Source organism: Jiella sp. M17.18 (assembly GCF_041027365.1).
Classification (GTDB): domain Bacteria; phylum Pseudomonadota; class Alphaproteobacteria; order Rhizobiales; family Rhizobiaceae; genus VKMB-3413.
Genome location: NZ_JBFTEH010000001.1, coordinates 642,627 through 663,407 on the forward strand (window position 1 = coordinate 642,627; position 20,781 = coordinate 663,407).

Consider the following 20,781-nt stretch of genomic DNA (forward strand, 5'->3'; position numbering starts at 1 on the left):
CGCGGACGGGACATCGGCGCTTCCTGACCCAGTTTCGCATCCTGTCGACCGACGGAGCCTCCGAGCGATCGGGGTCTGCGGCGCGGCGGCGTGCGGCGAAGAGGGGATGCGGGAACTGTGGGGCAGCACGATAGCCGGTCATGGCTGCACGAGGGTTGGGACATCCTCGTCGACCTGAAGCAGGAGGTGTTCAGCGACCACATGCTGATGGTCGCCTCCGGTCTGGCCTTCCACGGCATCGTCGCCCTGATGCCGGTGCTCGCCTCGATCGCGGTGGTGTGGACGATGATCGGCGGGCTCGACGTCCTGAAGAGTGCGCTCGACGCGCTGCAGGGCGTCCTGCCAGACGACATGCTGCGCCTCGCACGCAGCTTCGTGTCGCAGGCGCCGAGTCGGTTCGGTCTCGGCATCGGCCTCGCGATCAATTTCGTCATCGTGCTCTGGACGGCCTGGCGCTCGGCGAGCGGGCTGATCACGGCGCTGAACATCATGGCCGACGAGCCGGAGAAGCGCAGCCGGGTGAGGCGCGGCCTTACCTCCTTCGCCATCGCCATCGGCGGAACCGCCTTCCTGCTCTTCGCGCTCACGGTTCTTGCCGCGCCGGCGCTCCTGCCGAGCGGCAGCATCCTCGTCGGCGATCTCAGATGGCCGATCCTCGCCGCGACCCTGTTCGCGGCGCTGGCGATTCTCTTCCGCGTCGGCCCGTCGCGCGAACAGCCGCGCTGGGCGCCGCTTCTGACGGGGGCGGGGATCGGCACGGCGCTGTGGCTCGCCGTCTCCTACGGCCTCACCGTCTATGTCTCCACCGCCGGGTCCTATGGCCAGCTCTACGGGCCGATCAGCTCGGTCGTGCTGACGCTGATCTGGTTCTACGTCAGCGCCCTGACCGTTTTGACCGGTGCCGAACTCGACGCGATGTTCCAGGAGCGCGTCACCGGCCGTCGCCGCGGCGGCACGCTGCAGAAGCAACTGCGCGAGCGCGAAAAGGCGCCGCGCTGATGAAATTGCGTGGCCGCAGAACGGGGCGGTCCGTGGTCGGCAAACCCCTCTCGCACTGAAACCGTCGCATAGTTCTATCACGGGGCGGAACGCGCGGCTCGCTCAAGCCGTTGCTGGGACAGAACGACGCAATCAACAGGAGGAACGTCATGGCCGATCCCCGAGAGCCGCGCCCGACGGAGCCGCGGACCACCGAAACCGTTTCCAACGCATCCACCCGCCGCGCCGATGTCGGCGGGACGACCGCCGGCCGCGACCCGATCGCGCCCACCGGCACCCCCGCCGCCGGCCGCCGCGGCGTCGGCAGCTGGGTCTGGATCGCGATCGCCGTCATCATCATCCTCGTGCTGCTGTGGTGGTGGTTCGGCGCGGGCTACAACACGACCAACAATGTCGCCGCCCCGACCGCGACGCAGGACGTGACGACGACGGCGCCTGCGGCCGATACCACGGCCACGACGCCGGCTCCGGCGACGACCGCGCCTGCGGGCAATGACAATGCCGGTTCCGCTCCGGCGACCACCGCGCCGGCAACGACCGCGCCGGCTGGCGGAACCACGGCCGCCCCCGCCACCGGCGGCGCCGGCGGCACGACCGCTCCCAGCGGTGGCGCGACTGGCACGACCGGTACCACCGGCGCGGCCGGCACCACTGGTACGACGGGTACGGCGGCGCCGGCGCAGTAAGCGCTGCGGCGACAGCCTCATCGTCAGGGCCGGGCGTCCAGCGCCCGGCCTTTTTCTGTTTCCGACGGGGCGCGAGCGGTATCCGGCGCGGCCGCGGCGATCGGCGGATTTTCACTGCGGGGACAGGGTCAGCCCGTGCCGTCGAGGATCGCCAGCGCCGCCTCGTAGCGCGCGATCCGCGCTTCCTTTTCGGGCGTCATGCCGCTCAAGCGGGTGCGCTCGATGTTGTCCGCGAGATCGGCGGACTTCACCGTCCGCGCCAAGGGGTTTTCCCGCGCACGCCGGACGAGGTCGAAATACTCCTCTCCCGCGCGGTCGGTGAGCGCATCCACAGCGGCGACGACCGCCTCGGAATAGCCTTCCTCGCGCAATCGCTGCAGCGTCCAGGCCTCGCTGTCCTCGACGACGTCGTGAAGGATCGCGACGATCTTCGCTTCCTCCCCCTCGACGGCGTCGGCGACGCGGAGCGGATGCGTGACGTATGGCGCGCCGGCCTTGTCGGTCTGCCCGGCATGCGCCGCCTCGGCAATCTGCCGCGCCCGTTTGATAAGCTCGCTCATGGTCGTCTCTCCTCCCGCTGAGGCCTCGACTTCGGCAACGGGCTGGGCACGGGCTCAAGTTCCGGGACGAGAGGAAGCGGACGGTGCCGGGTCAGCGGGCTGGCGCGGCTGCGGCGGGTTTTGCCGCCGTATCGCCGGGGCCGAAGCCGCGCAGGATGTCCCTCGCCGTGAAGGTGGCGGCGCGCTCATAGGCTTCGTCGGTGTCGCCGCGGAAGGAGATGACGTGGTCGGAGACGAGATGGTCGTCGGACACGTCGAGCACTTCGACCCGGCCCCAGCCGACCAGCGTGCTCATCTTGTGGATCTTTCCAAAGACGAGATAGTCGACGCCGGCAGCGCGCGCCCGCTTGAGGAGTTCGGCCGGCGGCGTGTTGCCGGCGCTGCAGTGCTCCGTCTCGACGCAGGGGAGTTCGACCGCGCGGAAGGCCGAACCGGCGGTCAGCCTGTCGCGCAGGCCCTTGCGGAATTCGGCGAGACGCCGCGTATGGTCGGCGCTCTGATCCCGGACCTCGCCGGAGGTGTCGGAATAGTCGAAAGCGAGAACGGCGAGCCTCGCCGGCTCCTTGGCCGCAACCGTGGGCGCGGCGAGCATCGCCATCGGTACCGCGAAGGCGAGGGCCCGCCACGCGTGGCCCGCCTGCCGATCGAAGATGCTCATTCCCACCTCCCGCGACGTCCGCTCCCGAATTGCCTGCGGCACTCGCCATGTAGCGGTCTCGCCGCCCTTGACGAGCGAGGGGAAAGGCTCGGAGCTGCAAGCGCTGGCAACCTTGGTGCGCCCGGTGCCGATCCCGGCTGGCCGGAAGCCGTCAAACGCGCCGTACCGCGCCGTACCGCGCCGTACCGCGCCGTACCGCGCCGTGGGGCGCGGTGGTTCAGCGGTAGATCAGCTCAATCTTGTCGAAGGCGCCGAGGGCATGGTCCTCCCGGAAGAGCGCATGGTCGGTTTCGAGCCGGTCGGCTGCCTCCTCGGCGAAGCGGACGAGGTCGGCGACGAAGAGGCCTTTCGGGCTTGCCGCCGCGATGATCGAAGGCTCTACGTCGTAGTCGATCTGGCCGAGGTCGTCGGACAGCGCGTGCGCCTGCGCCAGCGCTGCGCCGCAGACCTGCGCATAGTCCTTCCACGTGCCGAAGCTCAACTCGTCGAGATCGATGTCGTCGCGGAACGGCGCGCGTTCGCGGCTCATGAAGCTCATGCCGTCGATCTCGACGGCTCCGTAGAAGATGTCGCCATGGGCGAGTTGCACGGCCTGGCCGTGCGCGATCCGATCCGCCTTCGCGCCGGCGTCGAAGTCCGACGGCGGGACGAGGCCTTCGAGCGCCGACTGGCGCGCCCGCTTGAACTCGATGATGAGGTCGTCCGTGGCGTCCTTCGACGGCCCTTCGATCAGGACATAGTACCGCGGCAGCCCGAGCGAGGCCGTTCCCTGTCCGTGGCGCATGCAGACGTCCTTGACCCGCAGCTCGCCCGCGCGCCTGGGAGCATCGATGCCGTTGGCCTCGGCCAGATCGTCGATCGCCTTCTGGAACTTGTCGATCTCGCTCGACAGCGGCTGCAGTTCGTCGCTCGCGCGGAAGCCGCGCCCGGAGGCGGTGAGATAATCCTCCCACAGCCAATCGCGGCGTTCCTCCCAGGCTTCCTCGAACAGCCGCTGGATGACCGCCGGCGAATTGTCCATCCGGTAGCTTTCGTTCTTCTCGGTCGCATGCTCGGCGTAGCCCGCCATCGCCTCGAGATAGCCTGTGACGAACTTCTTCACGATCTTCCGGCGCTTCTTGCGGTTGAGCCCGCCCTCTTCGCGGGCGGCGATCCAGAAGCCGACGGCCCCGCGCTTGAGGTCCCAGGTGAAGGGGGCGTAGATCGTCTCGTCGAAGTCGTTGACGCCGAAGATCGGCGCGCCGTTCTCGTCCGGCATGACCCCGAAGTTCTCCGGATGGACGTCGCCCAACGCCATGACCGAGGGCATATGTGCGTCCTGGCCGACCATGTCGCGATAGAAGAGCAGGGCGGTGCCGCGGAAGAACTTGAAGAAGTCTTCGGCCAGTTCGTCGAACTTCTCGCTGGCGTCCTGGTTGCGCTGTTCGATCCGTTGCGCGTGATCCTCCCGCAGCGTCGAACGAACGTGCTCGCGGCGCGCCTGGCCCGTCAGAAGGACGGGAGGGACGATCTGCTCTCCGGACGCGATGCGGGCGGCGATCTCGCGGAAGGTCTCGATCTTCCCGCTCGCCTTCCGGGACACGGTGACGTCGGCCACCTCCTGTTCTGCGGAGTTCGTCTGCTTCTTCTGTGCTTTGGCCATGGCAAGTCGTCCCTTTTGCAACTTGGTAACGTCATCCTGGGCGCACCGTTCCTTCGCCGCGAACGGACCGGGACATCGGCGCGCGCGGCGGTCGCCTGGCGCCGAAAGGGCGACACATGAGCCGACACAGGCGAAATTTTCCGCTGCCTGTCAGTCATGGGAAGCGAAAGATGCTACGGCGCTGCGATGGATTGACTCTTGGCAACGGGGCCGAGCGGAAGATGCGCGTGTTCGTCCCTGACGCGCGCGGCTTCAGGCCGCGCGGCCGATCTCCGGAGTGGATTGCGTATGGTGAACGTCCTCGTCGTCGGCGGCGCCGGTTACATCGGAGCCCATACCTGCCTCGACCTTTCGACCAAAGGCTTCACGCCGGTTGTCTATGACAACCTGTCGAACGGGCATTCCGACTTCGTCAAATGGGGGCCGCTGGAGGTCGGAGACCTCTCGGACAGTGCGCGGCTGCAGGCCGTGATCGATGAATACAGGCCGGCGGCGATCGTCCACTTCGCCGCACTGATCGAAGTGGGAGAATCGGTCAGGGACCCGCTCGCCTTCTATCGGAACAACGTCGCGGGGACGATCTCGCTGCTCTCGGCCGCTGCCAGCTGCGGCGTGGACAAGTTCGTCTTCTCCTCGACCTGTGCCACCTACGGCGTTCCCCGGTCGATCCCCATGGGCGAGACGCATGAGCAGGAGCCGCTCACCCCGTATGGGCGGAGCAAGCTGATGGTTGAGGATATCCTTCGGGATCTCGATACGCTCAAGAACATTCGATCCGTCATCCTCCGCTACTTCAACGCCGCCGGGGCGGACCCAAAAGGCCGGATCGGCGAGTGGCACGATCCCGAAACGCATGCGATCCCGCTGGCAATCGACGCCGCCCTCGGCCGCAGGGAGGGGTTCAAGGTCTTCGGCACCGACTATGACACCCGGGACGGCACCTGCGTGCGCGACTTCGTGCATGTCATGGATCTCGCCGATGCGCACAGTCGAGCCGTCCGCTACCTGATCGACGGCGGCGCCAGCGAAGCGCTGAATCTGGGAACCGGCGACGGGACCACCGTTCGGGAACTGCTGGCAACGGTCGAGGCCGTGACCGGCCGCAGCTTTTTGATCGAACACACGGCTCGCCGGGCGGGCGACTCGCCCGCTCTTGTTGCCGACAACGCCAAGGCGAAGGCCGTGCTCGGCTGGTCGCCGCGACACGATCTGCGATCCATCATCGAGACCGCCTGGAACTGGCATTCCCGGTCGGATTTGCTGGCGAGCTGAAAGAGCGTTCTTTCGGGTCATATTGAGGACGATCTCCGCGCGGGCCTCGCTGCCCCGTTCGGTGACGCTGCCGGCCCGAGACGCACCGCACCGGTCCCGGTCGGAACGATCTCTTGCACGTCGGCCTGCGAGGCTGCGTCCGGATCGCCACTCAGCGTCAGGAAACCCCCCGATTGTCAGTCGGGACTGTCGGTCCGTCGGATTGGGGGCTATAGACCAGCCCGGCCAAGCCGTCAGGGGATTGCCAGGGCGACCGCTCCCGGCCGGGCCATGCTATAACCGAAGGAATTCGCCCATGCCTGCCGCAAGGAATGACAGCATTCCGGACCCTCGGCTCGGTCGGCTTTCGGGGGGCGCCGAGCCCGGGCCGCTATCGACCCCGCTTGCCTGAAGACAACGCCGACAGAGAAGACGACAAGCATGTATAGTGACGTTCCGGCTTCAGCGCCTGCGACCACCGGCAGCAGCAAATGGCGCAATCTGTTCTTTGCCACCCCGGTTCGCGGCCTGATATCCATCTGCGGACTGCAGCTTCTGCTCTGGACGCTGGTGCCCTGGATCATCAGCAGGACGCCTCCGACCGACACGCTGGAAGGCTACATGTGGGGGCGCGAATGGGTGCCGATGACCTACAAGCACCCGCAGATGCCGGCTTGGCTTCTGGAGATCGCCCATGACCTGACAGGCTCGTTCACCTGGGCGCATCTGCTGCTCTCGCAGATCGTCGTCTGCGCCACCTTCGTCCTGGTCTTTCTGCTGGCCCGAGACATGGTCGGCAAGCGCGGGGCGCTGGCATCCGTGCTGCTGTTGCCGACCTTGGCGGTGTTCAGCTGGGGCACGCCGCAGTTCAACCACGACGTCATGCAGATGCCGTTCTGGGTGGCGGTCTGCTGGCTGTTCTGGCGGGCCGAGCGCGACAATCGCATCGGCTGGTGGATCGCGCTCGGCCTCGTGTCCGGCGTCTCGCTCTATGCCAAGTTCTCGATGGGCCTGATCATGCTGTTTGGCGGTCTGTGGCTCGTGGCGGAGCCTCAGGCCCGCAAGCGGCTGGCGTCGCCGGGTCCCTGGATCGCGCTGGCGATCGTCGCCGTCTTCAGCGCGATGATCCTGTACAACCTCGAACAGCTGCACTTTCTGCCGCTCACCTACGCCGACGGCCGGGACGGCTGGGTGATGCGGCATCGCAGCCGGCTCTATTACATCGGGGTGCAGCTCGGCGTTCTGTTGTTCTTCCCGCTTGCGCTTTACGCCAGTGGCCTGTGGCGCCGCACCAAGGAAATTGTGCAACCAACGCCGGGCCCGCTGCTGCGCGACCCCCGCGCACGGATGTACCTCCTGTGGATGGGCGCCGTGCCGCCGCTGCTGCTGGCGCTGGTGTCGCCCTTCACCGGCGTCGGCGAGAACTGGAGCAAGCCGATGTACAGTCTGGTGGGGCTGATCGCGGTGGCATATCTGGGACAGCGCCTGTCCGACCGGGTGATGCGCAACCTGGTCTGCTGGGCGGTGGGCATGGTTCTCCTGGGCGCGACGGTCTACGGCGTGTCCAAGCCGGCCAGCTGCTATTTCAAGGGCAAGATGAACAACAGCTGTCTTCCCGGACCGACGATCGGCGCGCGGCTTCAGGATCTGTGGCACACCAAGGAGCACCGTCCGCTCGGCATCGTCGCAGGTGAGGACAACCTCATGATGGCCACCGGCGTGTTCGCCAGCGATATGCCCTCGATGTTCACGGAGTTCAACTTCGCCGAAGCGCCGTGGATCACCCCGGCCCGGATCGCCCGTCAGGGGATGCTCGTGGTCTGGTCCGGCAACGGCAGGGCGCCAGCGCCGTCAGATCAGTGGACCAAGGGGTTGCCGGTCGGACATGAGCGGTTCGCCTGGACCCCCGGTCACCCGCCGATGACGGTCAGCTATGTCATGGTGCCGCCGACCGTCGGTGCTTCGCAGGCGGCGAAATGACGCCGCCGCGCCGCATTCAGCTGGGGGTGGTCATTCCCGCCTTCAACGAGGAGAGCAACATTGCCGCGGTGGTCGAGGCCACGCGGCGCGAGTTGGACGCCCTCGGTGTCGACTGGACCATCACCTTCGTCGATGACGGATCTCGCGACCACACCCGCGAGGTCATCCGGCAGTGGAACGCCCGCGACGGGCGCATCCGCGCGGTCTTCCTGTCGCGCAACTTCGGCAAGGAGCTGGCCATCGCCGCGGGGCTGCGCAAGGCGACCGGGGACGCGATCGTCGTCATGGACGCCGACCTGCAGCATCCGCCGGCGGCGATCCGCCGGTTCTTCGAAGCCTGGCAGGGCGGGGCGGAGGTGGTTCTCGGCCACCGCGCCGACGAGATGCATGCGGGTTTCCTGCGCCAGCTGGCATCGCGCACGTTCTACCCGGTGTTCCGGCTGCTGTCGCAAATGCCGCTCAGGGCCGGCACCGTCGATTTCGTCCTGCTCGACCGCAAGGCCGTCGATGCGGTGAACCGCTTCAACGAGCGGACGCGGTTCACCAAGGGACTGTTCCGCTGGATCGGGTTCAGGACCGAGACGGTGACCTTCGTCGCCGATGCGCGCACCGCCGGTGTGTCGAGCTTCAACTTCCGCCGCCTGCTGCATTTCGCGGTGGACGGCATCGTCGCCTTCTCGTCGTTTCCGCTGCGGATGTGGTCTGGGATCGGGGTGCTGATCTCGTCCGGCTCGATGCTTTACGCGATCTACTTTCTGGTGCGGACGCTGGTCCACGGCAACGATGTGCCGGGCTTCCCCTCCCTGATCGTGTCGATCACCTTTCTGTCCGGAATCCAGCTTCTGTCGCTCGGCGTCATCGGGGAATATCTGTCGCGCATCTATGAGGAGGTGAAGGCGCGGCCGCTGTTTCTGGTCAGCGAGGAGCTTGGCGACTTGGAGGAAGCCGCGGCCGCCGGCGACAGCGCTGCCGGAACGGCGCCGGAGAGCAGCCGGGCAGCGGAGCCGGCGAAGAGCGGCAGCGTTTCTCACGCCGCATGAGCGACGGGAAGACACTCTTCCTGCTGTCCGCCGACGACTACGCGCTGACGCCCGGCGTTTCGGAAGGGATCGCCGAACTGGCGCAGGCGCGTCGTCTGTCCGCGACGACGGCCATCGTCACCGTTCCGGCATGGCGCGAGATGGCGCAGGCGGTGGGCGATTTGCGCGAGCACATCGCCGTCGGCCTGCATGTGAACCTCACGCTCGGCGCACCGCTCGGGCCGATGCCGGGTCACGCTCCCGACGGGCGATTGCCGAAGGTCTCGGACTGGATCCGGCGTGGCGTTCCCGGGCGCATCGATCGCGATGAAGTCGCCGCCGAGATCGGGCGGCAGATTGCCCGGTTCGAGGCGGTGGCGGGGGCGCCGCCCGACCTGATCGACGGGCACCACCACGTTCACGCCCTTCCCGGTGTTCGCCAGGCGCTTGCGCAGGCGCTGCGGGACCGCTTCGGGGCAGGGCCGATGCCGCTCGTGCGGGTGCCGGCGGACGACGTGGGCCGCATCCTGCGCCGCCGCGCCTCGGCGGCGAAGGCGCTTTTCGTGGCGGGGCTATCGGCGCCATCGCGCCCGCTGTTCCGTCAGATCGGGGCGCCGCTGAACGCGGGGTTTTCCGGATTCTCGGCCTTTCGCCGCGATGTTCCGTTCGCCGCCGAACTGGCCGCCTTTCGCCGGGCGCCGGGGCGCTTTCACGTGGTGATGTGCCATCCCGGCCATGTCGACGCCGCACTGGAACGCCTCGACCCGGTTTCGTTCCGGCGCGAGGACGAACTGGCCGCGCTCCTGGCGGCGCCGCACCTTCCGGCGCAGATCCATCACCCGGCGCGGCACCGCGGCCCTGACGGCCAGATCGACTGGAGGGCGCTCGGTGCCGTCTGATCGCAAGGGACCGCTGCGCAAGCGTCACCTGGCCGGCTTCGTGTTCTCGGGGCTGCTGGCCTTCGCGATCGACGCCTTGGTGTTGTTCGCGCTGACGCACTGGCTCGGGGTGTCGCCGTTCATCGCCCGGGTGCCCGCGATCCTCCTGTCGATGGTGGCGGGGTGGATCAGCAACCGCTCCGTCACCTTCCACGTCGCCACCGGGCCGCGTCTCGCGGAGTTTTTGCGCTACGCCGCTGCCAGCGGCTTCGGCGTCGGCGTCAACTATGCGGTGTTCTCGGCGGTGCTGATCCTGCAGCCCTCGGCGCCGCCCGTCGCCGCGCTGGTGATCGCGTCCGCGGTGGCTGCGGGCGTTTCCTATGTCGGCTACCGCTGGTTCGCCTTCGCGCGGTGACCGTTGCCGGCCGTCGATCACCGACGGCCGCGCGCCCGCCTGATCGCAACACCGCCGTCACGCGGCTTGAGGAATGGCGCCGGCCTCGCCGGCCATGCGTCTCGCACTGTGCAGCGGCGTCCGAAGCGAAGTCCGCCGCGCTCGCTATTGCGGAACCTCCGCCTCTCCGGCTGCGGCGCGTCCGGCCTTTGCCGGCGCTTCGGCCAGCGGGAACAGCGAGAGGATGTCGATCTCGCGCTTCGGCAGGTCGGCGAAGGTGTAGCGGTCCAGGACGGACAGGAACGCGGCGACGGCCTCGCCGAGCACGCTCGTCATCCCGCAGGCCGGCGCGATCACGCAGTTCCGGCAGTCGGCGAGATCGAACCCGTCTTCGGTCGCCCGGACGATCTCGCCGAGACGGATCGCGTCCGCCGGCTTCGCCAGCCGGATGCCGCCGGCGCGTCCGCGCAGGGTCGTGACATAGCCGGCCCTGCCGAGTTCGTGGACCACCTTCGTCAGATGGTTGTGCGAAATGCCGTAGGCCTCGGCGATTTCGGCGATCGAGCACAGCCGCTCCGGGCGCGCCGACAGGTAGATCAGCACGCGCAGCGCGTAGTCGGTGTAACGGGTCAGTCGCATCGGGTCCGCTCGGCAATTTCGTGCAATAAGATGTATTTCTCTTGCATCTTTTGTCGAGAGGCGCTACTCGCCGATTTAACATGCACACGAAATGCATGTTTGGAGAGAGCGTCATGCAGACATCATCCGAGCAACTCGCAACCCTGACCGAGGAGGCGCTTCGCGACCTCGTCTCGGTCTTCTACGGCCGCGTGCGCGAAGACGAGATCCTCGGCCCGCTGTTCAACGGTGCGGTCGCCGACTGGCCGGCGCATCTGGAGCGGCTGACGGCGTTCTGGTCCTCGGTCCTGCTGGGGAGCGGCCGCTACAAGGGCAATCCGTTTGCGGCGCACCTTCGGCACGTCGACGACATCGACCCGGCGATGTTCGGGCGCTGGCTGGCGATCTGGCGCCGGACGACGGCCGACCGGTTTCCGCCGGAGGCTGCGGCTCTCCTCCAGCTCAAGGCCGACCGGATTGCCGACAGCCTGAAGGCCGGCCTGTTCTTTCGGCCGGACCTCGCGGCCCTGCAGCGCCCGGCCGCCCGCTCGGCCTGACCCCCTTCCGCAAACGATTCCATCCAAGGAGCAAGAGAATGCCGTCGCAACTCAGCGAACAGACCATCGAGACCGTGAAGGCCACCGTGCCGGCCCTCGAGGCGCATGGCCTGGAGATCACCAAGGCGATGTACGCCCGCATGTTCCAGAACCCGATGATCCGGGACCTGTTCAACCAGTCGCATCACGGCGACACCGGCTCGCAGCCGCGGGCGCTTGCCGGCGCGGTCCTCGCCTATGCCCAGAACATCGACAATCTCGGCGTGCTCGGCGCCGCGGTCGAGCGCATCGCCCAGAAGCATGTCGGCCTGCAGATCCTGCCGGAACATTACCCCTACGTCGCCGAAGCGCTGCTCGGTGCGATCAAGGACGTGCTCGGCGAGGCGGCGAACGAGGCCGTGCTGGCCGCCTGGGACGAGGCTTACTGGTTCCTCGCCGACATCCTGATCGCCCGCGAGAAGGCGGTGTACCAGGCGATCGCCGACGCCGACGGCGGCTGGATCGGCTGGCGCGACTTTCGGGTCGAGGCGAAGATCCGCGAGAGCGACGTCATCACCTCCTTCGTCCTGCGGCCCGTCGACGGCGGCCGCGTCGTCGCTCACAAGCCCGGCCAGTACCTGACCTTCTGGCTCGACCTGCCCGGCCGGCATCCGCAGAAGCGCAATTACAGCATCTCCGCCGCCCCGAACGGCGAGACCTATCGCATCTCGGTGAAGCGGGAGCCGGAGGGCTCCGCGTCGAACTGGCTGCACGATGCCGCCGAGGTCGGTACGGTGCTGAAGGTCTCGCCGCCGGCCGGCGAATTCGTTCTCGAGGAGCAGCCGCGGCGGCCGGTGGTGCTGGTCAGCGGCGGCGTCGGGCTGACGCCGATGATCTCGATGCTGGAGACGCTTGCGACGACGGGCGCGGACGTGCCGGTCCACTACGTCCACGGCGCGCTGAACGGGGCGACGCATGCGATGCGCGACCATGTGCGGGAGCTCGCTTCCTCGACGGCCTCCGTAAACGCGACCACCTTCTATCTCGAGCCGCGCCCAGAAGACGTTCGGGGCCAGGACTTCGACGAGGAGGGGCTGATTTCGCTCGACTGGCTGACGGCGAACACGCCCGTCGCCGAGGCGGACTACTATCTCTGCGGCCCGAAAGGCTTCCTGCGCACCTTCGTCAACGGGCTGGCGCTCGCCGGCGTCGCGCAGGACCGCATCCACTACGAGTTCTTCGGTCCGGCGGACGAGCTGCTCGCCGCCTGACCCTCCGGCGCGGCGGCATCCCGGCGGGGCCGGCTCGGCTTCCCGCCGCGTCTCCTTCGATGGATATAGGGACCGCTCGTCGCCGACGAGCGGCTGCGCCCGGATGGCCGGCCTCGTCCGTCTCGGCGTCCCCGTCTTCAGACGAGCGCGCCCTGCCGGGAAAGTTGCGCACGCACGGCGGCGGGATCGGCCGGGCGCTCGCGGCCGGCCGAAAGCGCGGCGGCGACTCCCGCCGCTTCCCCGGTGGCAAACGCCGTGCCCATCACGCGGATCGAGCCGTAGGCGTCCGGGTCGGCCCCGATGACCCGCCCGCCATACCAGAGATTGTCGAGCCCGAAGGCGCGGATGCTGTCATAGGGCACGTGACAGTAGCCGGCACCGCCGACTGGACGATACACCGGCTTGCCGGCCTCCCCATGCAGTTCGATCGGCCAGGCCGCCCGGGCGATGCCGTCCTCGCGCAGCCGGCCGGAGAGGACGTCCTCCGCCTGCATCTCGTAGCGGCTCCTCGGATGGCGGCTCTCGCGGATTCCGATCTGCGGACCGGTCGCGGCGAGGAAGGCACGCTCGAAGCCCGGAACCGTGTCGCGCAGCAGGGTCATGTACTCGAACGCCATGTCGCGCGCGGTCATCTCGGCTGCCGTGAAGCTCTCGGACGAAAGATCGGGCATGGCGAGATCGACGATCATCCACCAGACGTCGCGCGAGCCGGGCAGCCGGACGATGATGCCGCCGTCGGTGCGGGCGATCGGATAGCGGCCGCTGCGATTATAGGCGACGATCGCGTCGGTCAGGGCTTTCCGGTCGATGCTGCGGCCGGGATCGAAGCCGCCGATGCGCATCGGCAGCGTCACCGCCTGCAGCCGGTTTTCATAATCGCCCACCCGGAAATCGACACCGGCGAGCATGGCGAGGTTGGCGTCGCCGCTGGCGTCGACGAAGGCTTCCGCCGCGGCCCGGGTGCGGCCACCCATGCCGGCGAGCGTGACGCCCTCCAGAAGGCGCGCCGTGCGGGTGACCGCGGCGACGCGCGTGTGCAGCTTCACCGCGATGCCGTGTCGCCGGACGAGGCGATCGAGCGCGTGTTTGAGGATTTCCGGATCGAGCGGGATGATCCAGTTGCCGGTGGTCTCGGAGCGATGCGGCGCTGCGGGAAAGCCGAACGCCTGCATCTCCGCGACGACCTCGGCCCCGACGCCGCCGACCGCCTGCACCGGCGCTTCGCCCTGTTGATAGAAGCCGCAATAGGCGAGCACCTGCGCGTTCGTCGCCGCCCCGCCGAGAAAGGCGTATTTCTCGACGAGGCACACCTTGGCGCCGGCCTTGGCCGCACCCACCGCCGCGCCGACGCCGGCCGCGCCGCCACCGCACACGATGACGTCGTAGTCCGCCTCGACGCGCTTGCTCATGTGCGCCACCGCAGGAAGTGCCGCTCGGCGAGCCCGATCAGCCAGGCCATCGTCAGGCCGAGCACCGACAGGATCGCCACGCCCGCGATCAGCTGGTCGGTCGCCATCAGGCTACCGGCGAGGAGGATGTAGGCGCCGATGCCGTATTCGGCGCCGATCATCTCGGCCGCGACGAGCAGGATGATCGCGATCGAGACCGAGATGCGGAATCCGGAGAAGATCGCGGGCAGGGCGCCCGGAATGATGATCTTGCGCACGATCGACCACCAGGACAGGCCGAAGGACTGGCCCATGCGCACCAGCGTGCGGTCGACATTGTCGACGCCGCCATAGGTGGCGATCACGGTCGGGAAGAAGACGCCGAAAAGGATCGTCGCGACCTTCGATCCCTCGCCGATGCCGAACCAGATGACGAACAGCGGCAGGAGCGCGATCTTCGGGATCGGGAAGATCGCGTTGACCAGCGGCGACAGCGAGGCGCGCGCGACCGAGAACAGGCCGATCATCAGGCCGACCGAGACGCCGAGGATGGTGCCGCAGGTCCAGCCGATCACGAGCCGCCAGAGCGAGGCCTCGAGGTGCTTGAACAGCATGCCGCTGACGAGCAGCTGCCAGAAGGCGGCGAAGGCCTCCGAGGGCGCGGGCAGAACGATCGGGCTGATGAAGCCGGTATCCGATCCCAGTTCCCACAGCCCGATGAGGACGACGAAGACGAGCGGCGCGACGAAGCGGATCGGCCGGGTCGAGAAGCCGCCGCCGCGATAGGGCACCGGCCGGGCGCCCGCGGGAACGGCAGGCTGCGCCGGCTCTGCCGGCGAGAGCGGAAGCGTCGCGTCAGACATCGGTCAGCTCCATGTCCGCCGCCATCGCCTCGTCGCGCATCAGGTTCCAGAGCCGCTGCTGCACCGCGCCGAGTTCCGCCGCCCGGTTCTTGCGCTCGGACAGCTCGATGTCGACCGTGACGATGTCGCGGATGCGGCCCGGCCGGCGCGACAGGACGACGATGCGGTGGCCGAGCCGGACGGCCTCGGCGAGATTGTGGGTGATGTAGAGCGAGGCGAAGCGTTCGCGCGTCCACAGGTCGACGAGGTCGTCCATCAGCAGTTCGCGGGTCTGGCTGTCCAGCGCCGACAGCGGCTCGTCCATCAGCATCACGGCCGGATTGACGCTGAGCGCCCGTGCGATCGCGACGCGCTGCTTCATGCCGCCGGAGATCTGCCGCGGATAGGCGTCGGCAAAGTCCAGGAGCTTGGTGCGCGCCAGGACGTCCGCGACGATCGCGGCGCGCTCGGCTTTCGGCAGCCGGTGGTCCTCCAGCGCCAGCTCGACGTTCCCGGCGACGGTACGCCAGGGCAGCAGGGCGAAATCCTGGAAGATGTAGGTGAGGGGGTTCAGCGAGTGCGCCGGCGGGTCGCCCACCTCGTAGACCGTCCCGCTGGTCGGGCGTTCGAGGCCGCCGACGAGGCGCAGGAGGGTCGACTTGCCGCAGCCGGACGGACCGATGACGCAGACGATTTCGCCGGCGCCGACGGAGAAGTCGATGTCGCTGAGGACCTCGGTTCCGGCATAGCGGTGGCTGACATGGGATATGGCAAGATGCATGGCGGTCTTTCCGGCGGACCGGAGCGTCCCGCAAGACGCTCCGCCCGCATGTCTCACTTCGTCTCGACGAAGCTCTTGTCGACCAGCGTGTCCAGCGAGGCCGAGGCCGGCACGAGCTTCTCCGACTTGAACCAGTCGAGCTGGTCCTTGACGCTCGACAGGTTCAGCGCCGCATCCGGGCTCAGCCGCATCGCGCCGCCCTGGATTGCCGCCGCCGCGGTCGCATAGTCGCGGTTGGGATAGGCGTATTTCGCGATGATCTGCGTCACCGCCTTGGTCTCGGCGGCGCTCGCGGTCTTGTCGACGAGGGCCGCGTTGTAGTCCGCGACGCCGTGCGAGAACGCCTTCAGGAAGCGCTTCACGATGTCCTTCTTGTCCGCCGCGTTCCCGCTGGAGGTGAAGACCGTCGTCACCTGGTAGTTCGGGATGTAGTCCGCGACCTGGCCGATCGATTTCACCTCGCCTCCCTTCGTCAGCATCTCGGCGATGTTCGGCACGATCGTCCAAGCGTCGATCTGGCCGGACTTCAGCGCCGCGATCAGCGCGCCGACCTTCTGCAGCGGCACGAGCCGCATGGACTTCAGGTCGAAGCCGGACTTCTCGGCGATCTTCGAGATCATGTAGTGGAAGGAGGAGCCGGGCTGGGTGATGCCGAAGCTGTGGCCGGCGAGCTTGTCCGGGCTGGTCACCCCCGCGTCGTAGGCCTTCTTCGAGACGAGGATCTCCTCGCCCTTGATGCCGGGCTGCTCCTCCAGCGCGCCGCCGACGACCTTCACCGCACCCTTCTGAGCCAGGTTGATCAGCCCGCCGGTGATCGCTGTGATGCCGAAGTCGACATCGCCGGAGGCAATCGCGACGGCCACCGGCTGCGCCGCCTCGAAGAAGGCGAGGTTCACGTCGAGCCCCTCGTCCTTGAAGTAGCCGCGCTCGACCGCGATGAAGGTCGGCGCATGCGAGGCGAGACGCAGGGCACCGACGGTGATCTTGTCGGCCGCCTGCGCCGCTGTCGCCGAGAGCCCGACGGCGGCGGCGAGAAGGCCGGCGGCAAGGCCGCGGCGCAGTGAGCGTGTCATAGGCATTCTGTTTCCTCCCAGTGGATCAAGTCGATGTCCGCCGCTTCGGCGGCGCGGTTCAGCTGCGGCCGAGGCCGCCGGTGATGTGGGACGTCAGGCTGGCCACCGCCGCCTCGCGATCGCGCCGCAGCACGGCTTCGAGGATCCGGTCGTGAGCCGTTCGGCTCGCCCCGAAATCGGTGCGGCCCTCGCGGAGCGCGGCGAGCCGGAAGCGGCTGCTCTGATCGTAGAGCCGGTCGTGAAAGCCGATCAGGCGGGGCGAGCCGCTCGCCGCGATCAGCGCCTTGTGGAACGCCTTGTTGGCAGCCTCCCAGTCGAGGGCGAATTCGAGCGGCGCTTCCTCGAGCCTGTCCTCGATCCGCGAGAGCTTGTGGCGCGCCGCGACGACGTGCCCCTCCCACTCGACGTCGCCGTGCTCCAGCGACCAGCCGATCCCGATCGTCTCGACCTCGCGGCGCAGCCGGGTAATGTCCTTCAGGTCCGCCTCGGTCGCGGAGGCGACGCGGAAGCCCTTCTGGGCGAGGGCCTCGACCAGGCCTTCGGCGGTCAGGAGACTCAGCGCCTCGCGCAGCGAATGGGCGCTGCCGCTGTAGCGCGCCCGCAATTCCTCGATCTTCAGCCGCGAGCCGGGCGTCAGCGTGCCGAAGGCGATGTCCCGCCGCAGAGAGGCGGCGATCAGTCCGACGACGGTGCTGTCTGCAGGGCTCTTGCGGCCGAACATTCGTGGCGCACTCTTCAAAATCTCCAACGATCCGCATAAACATCAGCGAAGCGAACGATGTCAAACCCGCCGCCGGAGGAGTGTTCATGCCGATCGCCGGCGCCACGCGGATCGTGCCGATGATCGGCTCGCCCATCGCGCAGGTCCGCTCGCCCATCCTGTTCAACCGGATCTTCTCGGGCGACGGCGCGGACGCGCGCGCCGTCGTGCCGCTGGAGGTGCAGCCCAACCATCTGGATGCCTTCTTCGCGCTCTTGCGGGGTGCCGGCAACTGCGATGGCGTGATCCTGACGATCCCGCACAAGGAGCCGGCGTTCGAGCTGGTGGACAGCATGAGCGAACGCGCCCGGGCGCTGGAAGCGGTGAACGTCGTGCGGCGCGAGCCGGATGGGCGGCTCGTCGGCGACATGGTCGACGGCGTCGGGTTCTGGGCCGCGGCGGACGAGGCCGGCTTCTGCCCGGCGGGGAAGACGCTTGTGCTGGCCGGCGCCGGCGCGGCGGGAACGGCGATCGCGCTCGCCTTCGCGCAAGGGGGCGGGCGCGCCGTCCGAATCCTCGACAGCGAGCCCCGGCGCATCGATCGCCTGGCCGAGAAGCTGGCCGGCAGCGGCTGTGCCGTCGAGGCGTTGAGCGACGCGCGATGGGCGGAGGTCGAGGCCGTGGTCAATGCGACGCCGGTCGGCATGGCCTATCGCCCGGGTTCGCTGTTTTCGGACGATCAGCTGGCGTGCCTGCCGGCGGACGGCATGGTCGGCGACGCGATCACCGAGCCCGCGGAAACGGCGCTCCTGCGCGCCGCGCGCGCCCGCGGCCTCGCAGCGGTCGACGGCCACGCGATGGCCGCCGGCCAGTTCCGCGCCATGTACGCGTTCCTCTATCCGGGGGAGGCGGCTCCGGCGCTGGCGGGCGAAGCGGTCGGATGAGCGGCGGCGGGCGCGGTGCGAAAGGCTCTATCATGATGATCGACGGCGGGTGTCATTGCGGCGAGATCACCTACCGCGCAGAGATCGACCCCGAGGCGGTCTCGATCTGCCACTGTACCGACTGTCAGACGCTCAGCGGTTCGCCCTACCGGGTCTCGGTCGTCGCGGACCGCGACAGGGTGACGGTGTCAGCCGGCGAGCCCGCCCTCTATGTCAAGACCGCCGACAGCGGCCGCAAGCGCCTCCAGTATTTCTGCCGCACCTGCGGCTCGCCCCTCTTCACCACCGGCGAGGGTGAGCAGGCGGACCGCTGGGGCATTCGCTGGGGAAGCATTCGCCAGCGCTCGGAGCTTCGGCCCAGCAAGCAGATCTGGTGCCGCTCCGCCGCTCCGTGGACTGCGGACATCGCCGACCTCCCGGCCAGTCCGCAACGCTGACAGGAGGCCGCCGCGCCTGCATCGCTCGCGGTAGAAATGCCGGCTTCGACGCGCGGTGAACGATATCGAAGACGGTCCTCTCGCGGAGCGGGTCCAGAGGCTTGCCGCCGTGCAGAGGCAGGCCGCCGCTGGAGGACGCTTGGCACGAATATCAACTGGTGTTCATAACCGCCGAACTCGCGGCCGGAGGACCTTCCCAACGCCACTGACATACCGTCTGGACCCTCCGATGGGCGCAAGCCAGAGGCACGCGGCTCAACGACTTGTTCGCTTGCCTGCGACAATGTCGTCGACGACCTCGAGATAACGGCGGATAACGATCCCTTCGTCGAACTCGCGTTCCATCTTGGCGCGACCGGCTGCGCCCATCGATCTTCGGTTCGCGGGAGGAAGCCGGATCATCGCCAGCATTTTTTCCGCCAGATCCTGCGCATCTCGCGGCTTGCACAAGTATCCGTTCACGCCGTGATCGACCACATTGCGGCAACCTATCCAATCGGTGGTGACGATAGGCTTACCCATGGCGGCAGCTTCCAGAAGACTTCTCGGAGTTCCTTCGCGGTAGAATGACGGCAAGACCACGCAGTCTGCGCGGGAAAGGTGCGGCCGGACATCGTCTGTGACGCCGAGATAGTCAATCAGGCCTTCGGATACCCATTCCTCCACCTTGCAGCGAGGAATTGCTGCTCGATTATCCACCTCCAGAAACCCGAGCAACTCGAATCGCGTATCCGGTTCCTGTCGCAGCACGATCCTGGCCGCTTCCACATACTCCCTCACGCCCTTGTCCCAGAGAAGGCGTCCGACAAGGAGAAAGCGGAACGGCTGCGGAAGCTCCTCCGTAGGGGCGGGCCCCGACGAAAACCGAGCGAGGTCGATGCCCGACCCCGGGATAAGGCCTGTCTGCCCCATCCGCACCAGCTTCTCGGCCACGAAGAGCCGACGGTCTTCCTCATTCTGGAAGAATACCGTGTGCGACCGCCGAAGCGAAACCCGGTAAAGTGCCTTTACCAGCCGCAAAAGCCAGGTGTCGGAGTGGAAGGCGGTCCCCAGGCCGGAAATGTTATTGACGACAGGAATGCCAAGGATGTGCGCCACCAGCGACCCATAGACGTTCGGCTTGATCGTGTAGCCAAGAAAGACGTCGGGGCGCTCGCGACGCAGGAGGCGCCAGTATCGGCTCATCAGCAGGAGATCCCGAACCGGTGAGCTCCCCTTGTTGTCCATCGGCAGCGGAATGTAGCGGCAACCGAGAGAAGTCAGTCGGGGCTCGTACTGATCAGGCGGGGTTGCGGCGATGACCTCGAAACCGCTGTCGATCAGCGCCCTGATGACGCCTGCTCGAAAGTTGTAGACGTTCCAGGCGCTGTTGATGGAAAGGAAAATTCGAGGTCGCGTCATGGCGATGCATTCAATGCAGGAAGTTGAAGCTGTATGGAAGCCGAGGGAATTCTCTGAACAAAAACCGACGAAAAGCGCCGGATATTTGTCGAATAAAGGATGATCGGCATCGCTGCCAGCCGATTCCCATCCTCCATGTGTCGGGAAAGCGCGAGAGCGCACAGAATTTGATCGGGATTGAGTACAGGGCCGGCCTGTCGGTCGAATCGGACGGTGATGGCATGATCAGCAACGCGAAAAAGGGGGAAGGGCCCGCCGGATATGTCCACAGTCGCGCCTCGGCGAATGGAACAGCGAACCGGCGACGAAATGCGAGGAAAGCCGCTGCGTGCAACCCATTCATAGCAATTCTGATGGCTACTCCCTCCAACTCGGGTCGGGCCGCAGTGTGATATGTCGTCGTCTCGTGACGTCGCGTCCGGGGAGGAAATAGAGCCGAGACCGCCACCCCGGTCCAGATCCCGGCTTTTTGCTTCCGCAAGCGCAGCTCGTGGGACCAGCAGAATCGCAGCGCGATGGACGAGCGCGGCAGCCGCGACCCGAAACAGAGACGTCGTGGGGGATCCGCCAAGGAGACCTGCCAGACCGGCATGGCTGGACCGATCGCGACGCTGCGCCGCGCGTACGGCATGGAAAGACCAGCTGGGAGGTGCAGTCTTCCACTGTCGGAGCCAATCGAGGTCCTCGAAGCGATCGACGTTTTCATTGGTCTGGCCGTTCAAT

Annotated in this window: 21 protein-coding genes; 11 read left to right on the forward strand and 10 right to left on the reverse strand. The window is 67.6% G+C overall.

All coding sequences use genetic code 11. The features are described 5' to 3' along the window. Positions 1-117 precede the first annotated feature (117 nt). On the forward strand, positions 118-999 hold the full coding sequence (locus tag AB5S17_RS03005; RefSeq protein ID WP_369235960.1) for a YihY/virulence factor BrkB family protein: 882 nt from the start codon (positions 118-120) through the stop codon (positions 997-999). A 149-nt stretch (positions 1,000-1,148) separates the two neighbouring features. Continuing rightward, positions 1,149-1,685 (forward strand): hypothetical protein, encoded by a 537-nt coding sequence (locus AB5S17_RS03010; RefSeq protein WP_369235962.1) that lies wholly within the window; start codon positions 1,149-1,151, stop codon positions 1,683-1,685. A gap of 128 nt (positions 1,686-1,813) precedes the next feature. Here the strand turns inward: AB5S17_RS03010 and AB5S17_RS03015 are convergent, their stop codons facing one another. The 3 genes from AB5S17_RS03015 to AB5S17_RS03025 form a co-directional block, all read right to left on the reverse strand. Continuing rightward, positions 1,814-2,245 (reverse strand): HD domain-containing protein, encoded by a 432-nt coding sequence (locus AB5S17_RS03015; protein WP_369235964.1) that lies wholly within the window; start codon positions 2,243-2,245, stop codon positions 1,814-1,816. 91 nt (positions 2,246-2,336) lie between these two features. Further along, the gene (locus tag AB5S17_RS03020) at positions 2,337-2,903 is read right to left on the reverse strand and encodes a DUF2380 domain-containing protein (RefSeq protein ID WP_369235966.1); all 567 of its coding nucleotides are present in this window, start codon (positions 2,901-2,903) and stop codon (positions 2,337-2,339) included. 217 nt (positions 2,904-3,120) lie between these two features. Beyond that, complete coding sequence (locus AB5S17_RS03025) at positions 3,121-4,545, reverse strand: DUF2252 domain-containing protein (protein WP_369235968.1); 1,425 nt, start codon at positions 4,543-4,545, stop codon at positions 3,121-3,123. A 288-nt stretch (positions 4,546-4,833) separates the two neighbouring features. Here AB5S17_RS03025 and galE point away from each other — a divergent pair, with 288 nt between their 5' ends. From galE to AB5S17_RS03050, 5 genes are all read left to right on the forward strand, one after another. Further along, the gene (gene galE, locus AB5S17_RS03030) at positions 4,834-5,817 is read left to right on the forward strand and encodes a UDP-glucose 4-epimerase GalE (RefSeq protein ID WP_369235970.1); all 984 of its coding nucleotides are present in this window, start codon (positions 4,834-4,836) and stop codon (positions 5,815-5,817) included. 420 nt (positions 5,818-6,237) lie between these two features. Then, positions 6,238-7,776, forward strand: coding sequence for a glycosyltransferase family 39 protein (locus AB5S17_RS03035; protein WP_369235972.1), 1,539 nt, complete (start codon positions 6,238-6,240; stop codon positions 7,774-7,776). Next, positions 7,773-8,816 carry a glycosyltransferase family 2 protein gene (locus tag AB5S17_RS03040; protein WP_369235974.1) on the forward strand — a complete coding sequence of 348 codons (1,044 nt, stop codon included), beginning with the start codon at positions 7,773-7,775 and terminating at the stop codon, positions 8,814-8,816. Before AB5S17_RS03035 ends, AB5S17_RS03040 begins: the two co-directional genes overlap by 4 nt. Further along, positions 8,813-9,694 (forward strand): ChbG/HpnK family deacetylase, encoded by an 882-nt coding sequence (locus AB5S17_RS03045; protein WP_369235976.1) that lies wholly within the window; start codon positions 8,813-8,815, stop codon positions 9,692-9,694. The genes AB5S17_RS03040 and AB5S17_RS03045 overlap by 4 nt, the downstream gene beginning before the upstream one ends. Next, positions 9,684-10,088 (forward strand): GtrA family protein, encoded by a 405-nt coding sequence (locus AB5S17_RS03050; RefSeq protein ID WP_369235978.1) that lies wholly within the window; start codon positions 9,684-9,686, stop codon positions 10,086-10,088. The genes AB5S17_RS03045 and AB5S17_RS03050 overlap by 11 nt, the downstream gene beginning before the upstream one ends. Before the next feature lie 144 nt (positions 10,089-10,232). Here the strand turns inward: AB5S17_RS03050 and AB5S17_RS03055 are convergent, their stop codons facing one another. After that, positions 10,233-10,706 carry an Rrf2 family transcriptional regulator gene (locus tag AB5S17_RS03055; protein WP_369235980.1) on the reverse strand — a complete coding sequence of 158 codons (474 nt, stop codon included), beginning with the start codon at positions 10,704-10,706 and terminating at the stop codon, positions 10,233-10,235. Between the two features lie 113 nt (positions 10,707-10,819). On the opposite strand from AB5S17_RS03055, the gene AB5S17_RS03060 reads away from it, so the two are divergent. Next, complete coding sequence (locus AB5S17_RS03060) at positions 10,820-11,242, forward strand: group III truncated hemoglobin (protein ID WP_369235982.1); 423 nt, start codon at positions 10,820-10,822, stop codon at positions 11,240-11,242. Between the two features lie 38 nt (positions 11,243-11,280). After that, the gene (hmpA, locus tag AB5S17_RS03065) at positions 11,281-12,492 is read left to right on the forward strand and encodes an NO-inducible flavohemoprotein (RefSeq protein ID WP_369235984.1); all 1,212 of its coding nucleotides are present in this window, start codon (positions 11,281-11,283) and stop codon (positions 12,490-12,492) included. Positions 12,493-12,629: 137 nt separating this feature from the next. Here the strand turns inward: hmpA and AB5S17_RS03070 are convergent, their stop codons facing one another. The 5 genes from AB5S17_RS03070 to AB5S17_RS03090 are packed head-to-tail and all read right to left on the reverse strand — an operon-like array spanning position 12,630 to position 17,297. Further along, positions 12,630-13,901, reverse strand: coding sequence for an FAD-dependent oxidoreductase (locus AB5S17_RS03070; RefSeq protein ID WP_369235986.1), 1,272 nt, complete (start codon positions 13,899-13,901; stop codon positions 12,630-12,632). Then, positions 13,898-14,743, reverse strand: a complete 846-nt coding sequence (locus tag AB5S17_RS03075) for an ABC transporter permease (protein WP_369235988.1) — start codon at positions 14,741-14,743, stop codon at positions 13,898-13,900. Before AB5S17_RS03075 ends, AB5S17_RS03070 begins: the two co-directional genes overlap by 4 nt. Then, complete coding sequence (locus tag AB5S17_RS03080; RefSeq protein WP_369235990.1) at positions 14,736-15,503, reverse strand: ABC transporter ATP-binding protein; 768 nt, start codon at positions 15,501-15,503, stop codon at positions 14,736-14,738. The genes AB5S17_RS03075 and AB5S17_RS03080 overlap by 8 nt, the downstream gene beginning before the upstream one ends. 53 nt (positions 15,504-15,556) lie before the next feature. Beyond that, the gene (locus AB5S17_RS03085) at positions 15,557-16,576 is read right to left on the reverse strand and encodes an ABC transporter substrate-binding protein (protein WP_369235992.1); all 1,020 of its coding nucleotides are present in this window, start codon (positions 16,574-16,576) and stop codon (positions 15,557-15,559) included. 58 nt (positions 16,577-16,634) lie between these two features. Beyond that, a complete protein-coding gene (locus AB5S17_RS03090; RefSeq protein WP_369235994.1) occupies positions 16,635-17,297 on the reverse strand; it encodes a GntR family transcriptional regulator in 663 nt (220 codons plus the stop codon). 86 nt (positions 17,298-17,383) lie between these two features. On the opposite strand from AB5S17_RS03090, the gene AB5S17_RS03095 reads away from it, so the two are divergent. Together AB5S17_RS03095 and AB5S17_RS03100 are read left to right on the forward strand one after the other, a co-directional pair. Beyond that, entirely contained in the window at positions 17,384-18,220 is an 837-nt protein-coding gene (locus AB5S17_RS03095) for a shikimate dehydrogenase (protein ID WP_369235996.1), read from the forward strand. Between the two features lie 32 nt (positions 18,221-18,252). Further along, the gene (locus AB5S17_RS03100) at positions 18,253-18,657 is read left to right on the forward strand and encodes a GFA family protein (protein ID WP_369235998.1); all 405 of its coding nucleotides are present in this window, start codon (positions 18,253-18,255) and stop codon (positions 18,655-18,657) included. A gap of 255 nt (positions 18,658-18,912) precedes the next feature. Here AB5S17_RS03100 and AB5S17_RS03105 read toward each other — a convergent pair whose 3' ends face one another. Then, entirely contained in the window at positions 18,913-20,058 is a 1,146-nt protein-coding gene (locus AB5S17_RS03105; RefSeq protein ID WP_369236000.1) for a glycosyltransferase family 4 protein, read from the reverse strand. Positions 20,059-20,781: the final 723 nt, after the last annotated feature.

Excerpts from the sequence above, each read along its gene's own strand:
- AB5S17_RS03100 (WP_369235998.1), top strand. The coding sequence starts at position 18,253 with ATGATGATCGACGGCGGGTGTCATTGCGGCGAGATCACCTACCGCGCA.
- AB5S17_RS03055 (WP_369235980.1), bottom strand. The coding sequence starts at position 10,706 with ATGCGACTGACCCGTTACACCGACTACGCGCTGCGCGTGCTGATCTAC.
- AB5S17_RS03035 (WP_369235972.1), top strand. The coding sequence starts at position 6,238 with ATGTATAGTGACGTTCCGGCTTCAGCGCCTGCGACCACCGGCAGCAGC.
- AB5S17_RS03080 (WP_369235990.1), bottom strand. The coding sequence starts at position 15,503 with ATGCATCTTGCCATATCCCATGTCAGCCACCGCTATGCCGGAACCGAG.
- AB5S17_RS03085 (WP_369235992.1), bottom strand. The coding sequence starts at position 16,576 with ATGACACGCTCACTGCGCCGCGGCCTTGCCGCCGGCCTTCTCGCCGCC.
- AB5S17_RS03015 (WP_369235964.1), bottom strand. The coding sequence starts at position 2,245 with ATGAGCGAGCTTATCAAACGGGCGCGGCAGATTGCCGAGGCGGCGCAT.
- AB5S17_RS03070 (WP_369235986.1), bottom strand. The coding sequence starts at position 13,901 with ATGAGCAAGCGCGTCGAGGCGGACTACGACGTCATCGTGTGCGGTGGC.
- AB5S17_RS03010 (WP_369235962.1), top strand. The coding sequence starts at position 1,149 with ATGGCCGATCCCCGAGAGCCGCGCCCGACGGAGCCGCGGACCACCGAA.
- hmpA (WP_369235984.1), top strand. The coding sequence starts at position 11,281 with ATGCCGTCGCAACTCAGCGAACAGACCATCGAGACCGTGAAGGCCACC.
- AB5S17_RS03090 (WP_369235994.1), bottom strand. The coding sequence starts at position 17,297 with ATGTTCGGCCGCAAGAGCCCTGCAGACAGCACCGTCGTCGGACTGATC.
- AB5S17_RS03025 (WP_369235968.1), bottom strand. The coding sequence starts at position 4,545 with ATGGCCAAAGCACAGAAGAAGCAGACGAACTCCGCAGAACAGGAGGTG.
- AB5S17_RS03095 (WP_369235996.1), top strand. The coding sequence starts at position 17,384 with ATGCCGATCGCCGGCGCCACGCGGATCGTGCCGATGATCGGCTCGCCC.
- AB5S17_RS03020 (WP_369235966.1), bottom strand. The coding sequence starts at position 2,903 with ATGAGCATCTTCGATCGGCAGGCGGGCCACGCGTGGCGGGCCCTCGCC.
- AB5S17_RS03075 (WP_369235988.1), bottom strand. The coding sequence starts at position 14,743 with ATGTCTGACGCGACGCTTCCGCTCTCGCCGGCAGAGCCGGCGCAGCCT.
- AB5S17_RS03045 (WP_369235976.1), top strand. The coding sequence starts at position 8,813 with ATGAGCGACGGGAAGACACTCTTCCTGCTGTCCGCCGACGACTACGCG.
- AB5S17_RS03105 (WP_369236000.1), bottom strand. The coding sequence starts at position 20,058 with ATGACGCGACCTCGAATTTTCCTTTCCATCAACAGCGCCTGGAACGTC.
- AB5S17_RS03040 (WP_369235974.1), top strand. The coding sequence starts at position 7,773 with ATGACGCCGCCGCGCCGCATTCAGCTGGGGGTGGTCATTCCCGCCTTC.
- galE (WP_369235970.1), top strand. The coding sequence starts at position 4,834 with ATGGTGAACGTCCTCGTCGTCGGCGGCGCCGGTTACATCGGAGCCCAT.
- AB5S17_RS03060 (WP_369235982.1), top strand. The coding sequence starts at position 10,820 with ATGCAGACATCATCCGAGCAACTCGCAACCCTGACCGAGGAGGCGCTT.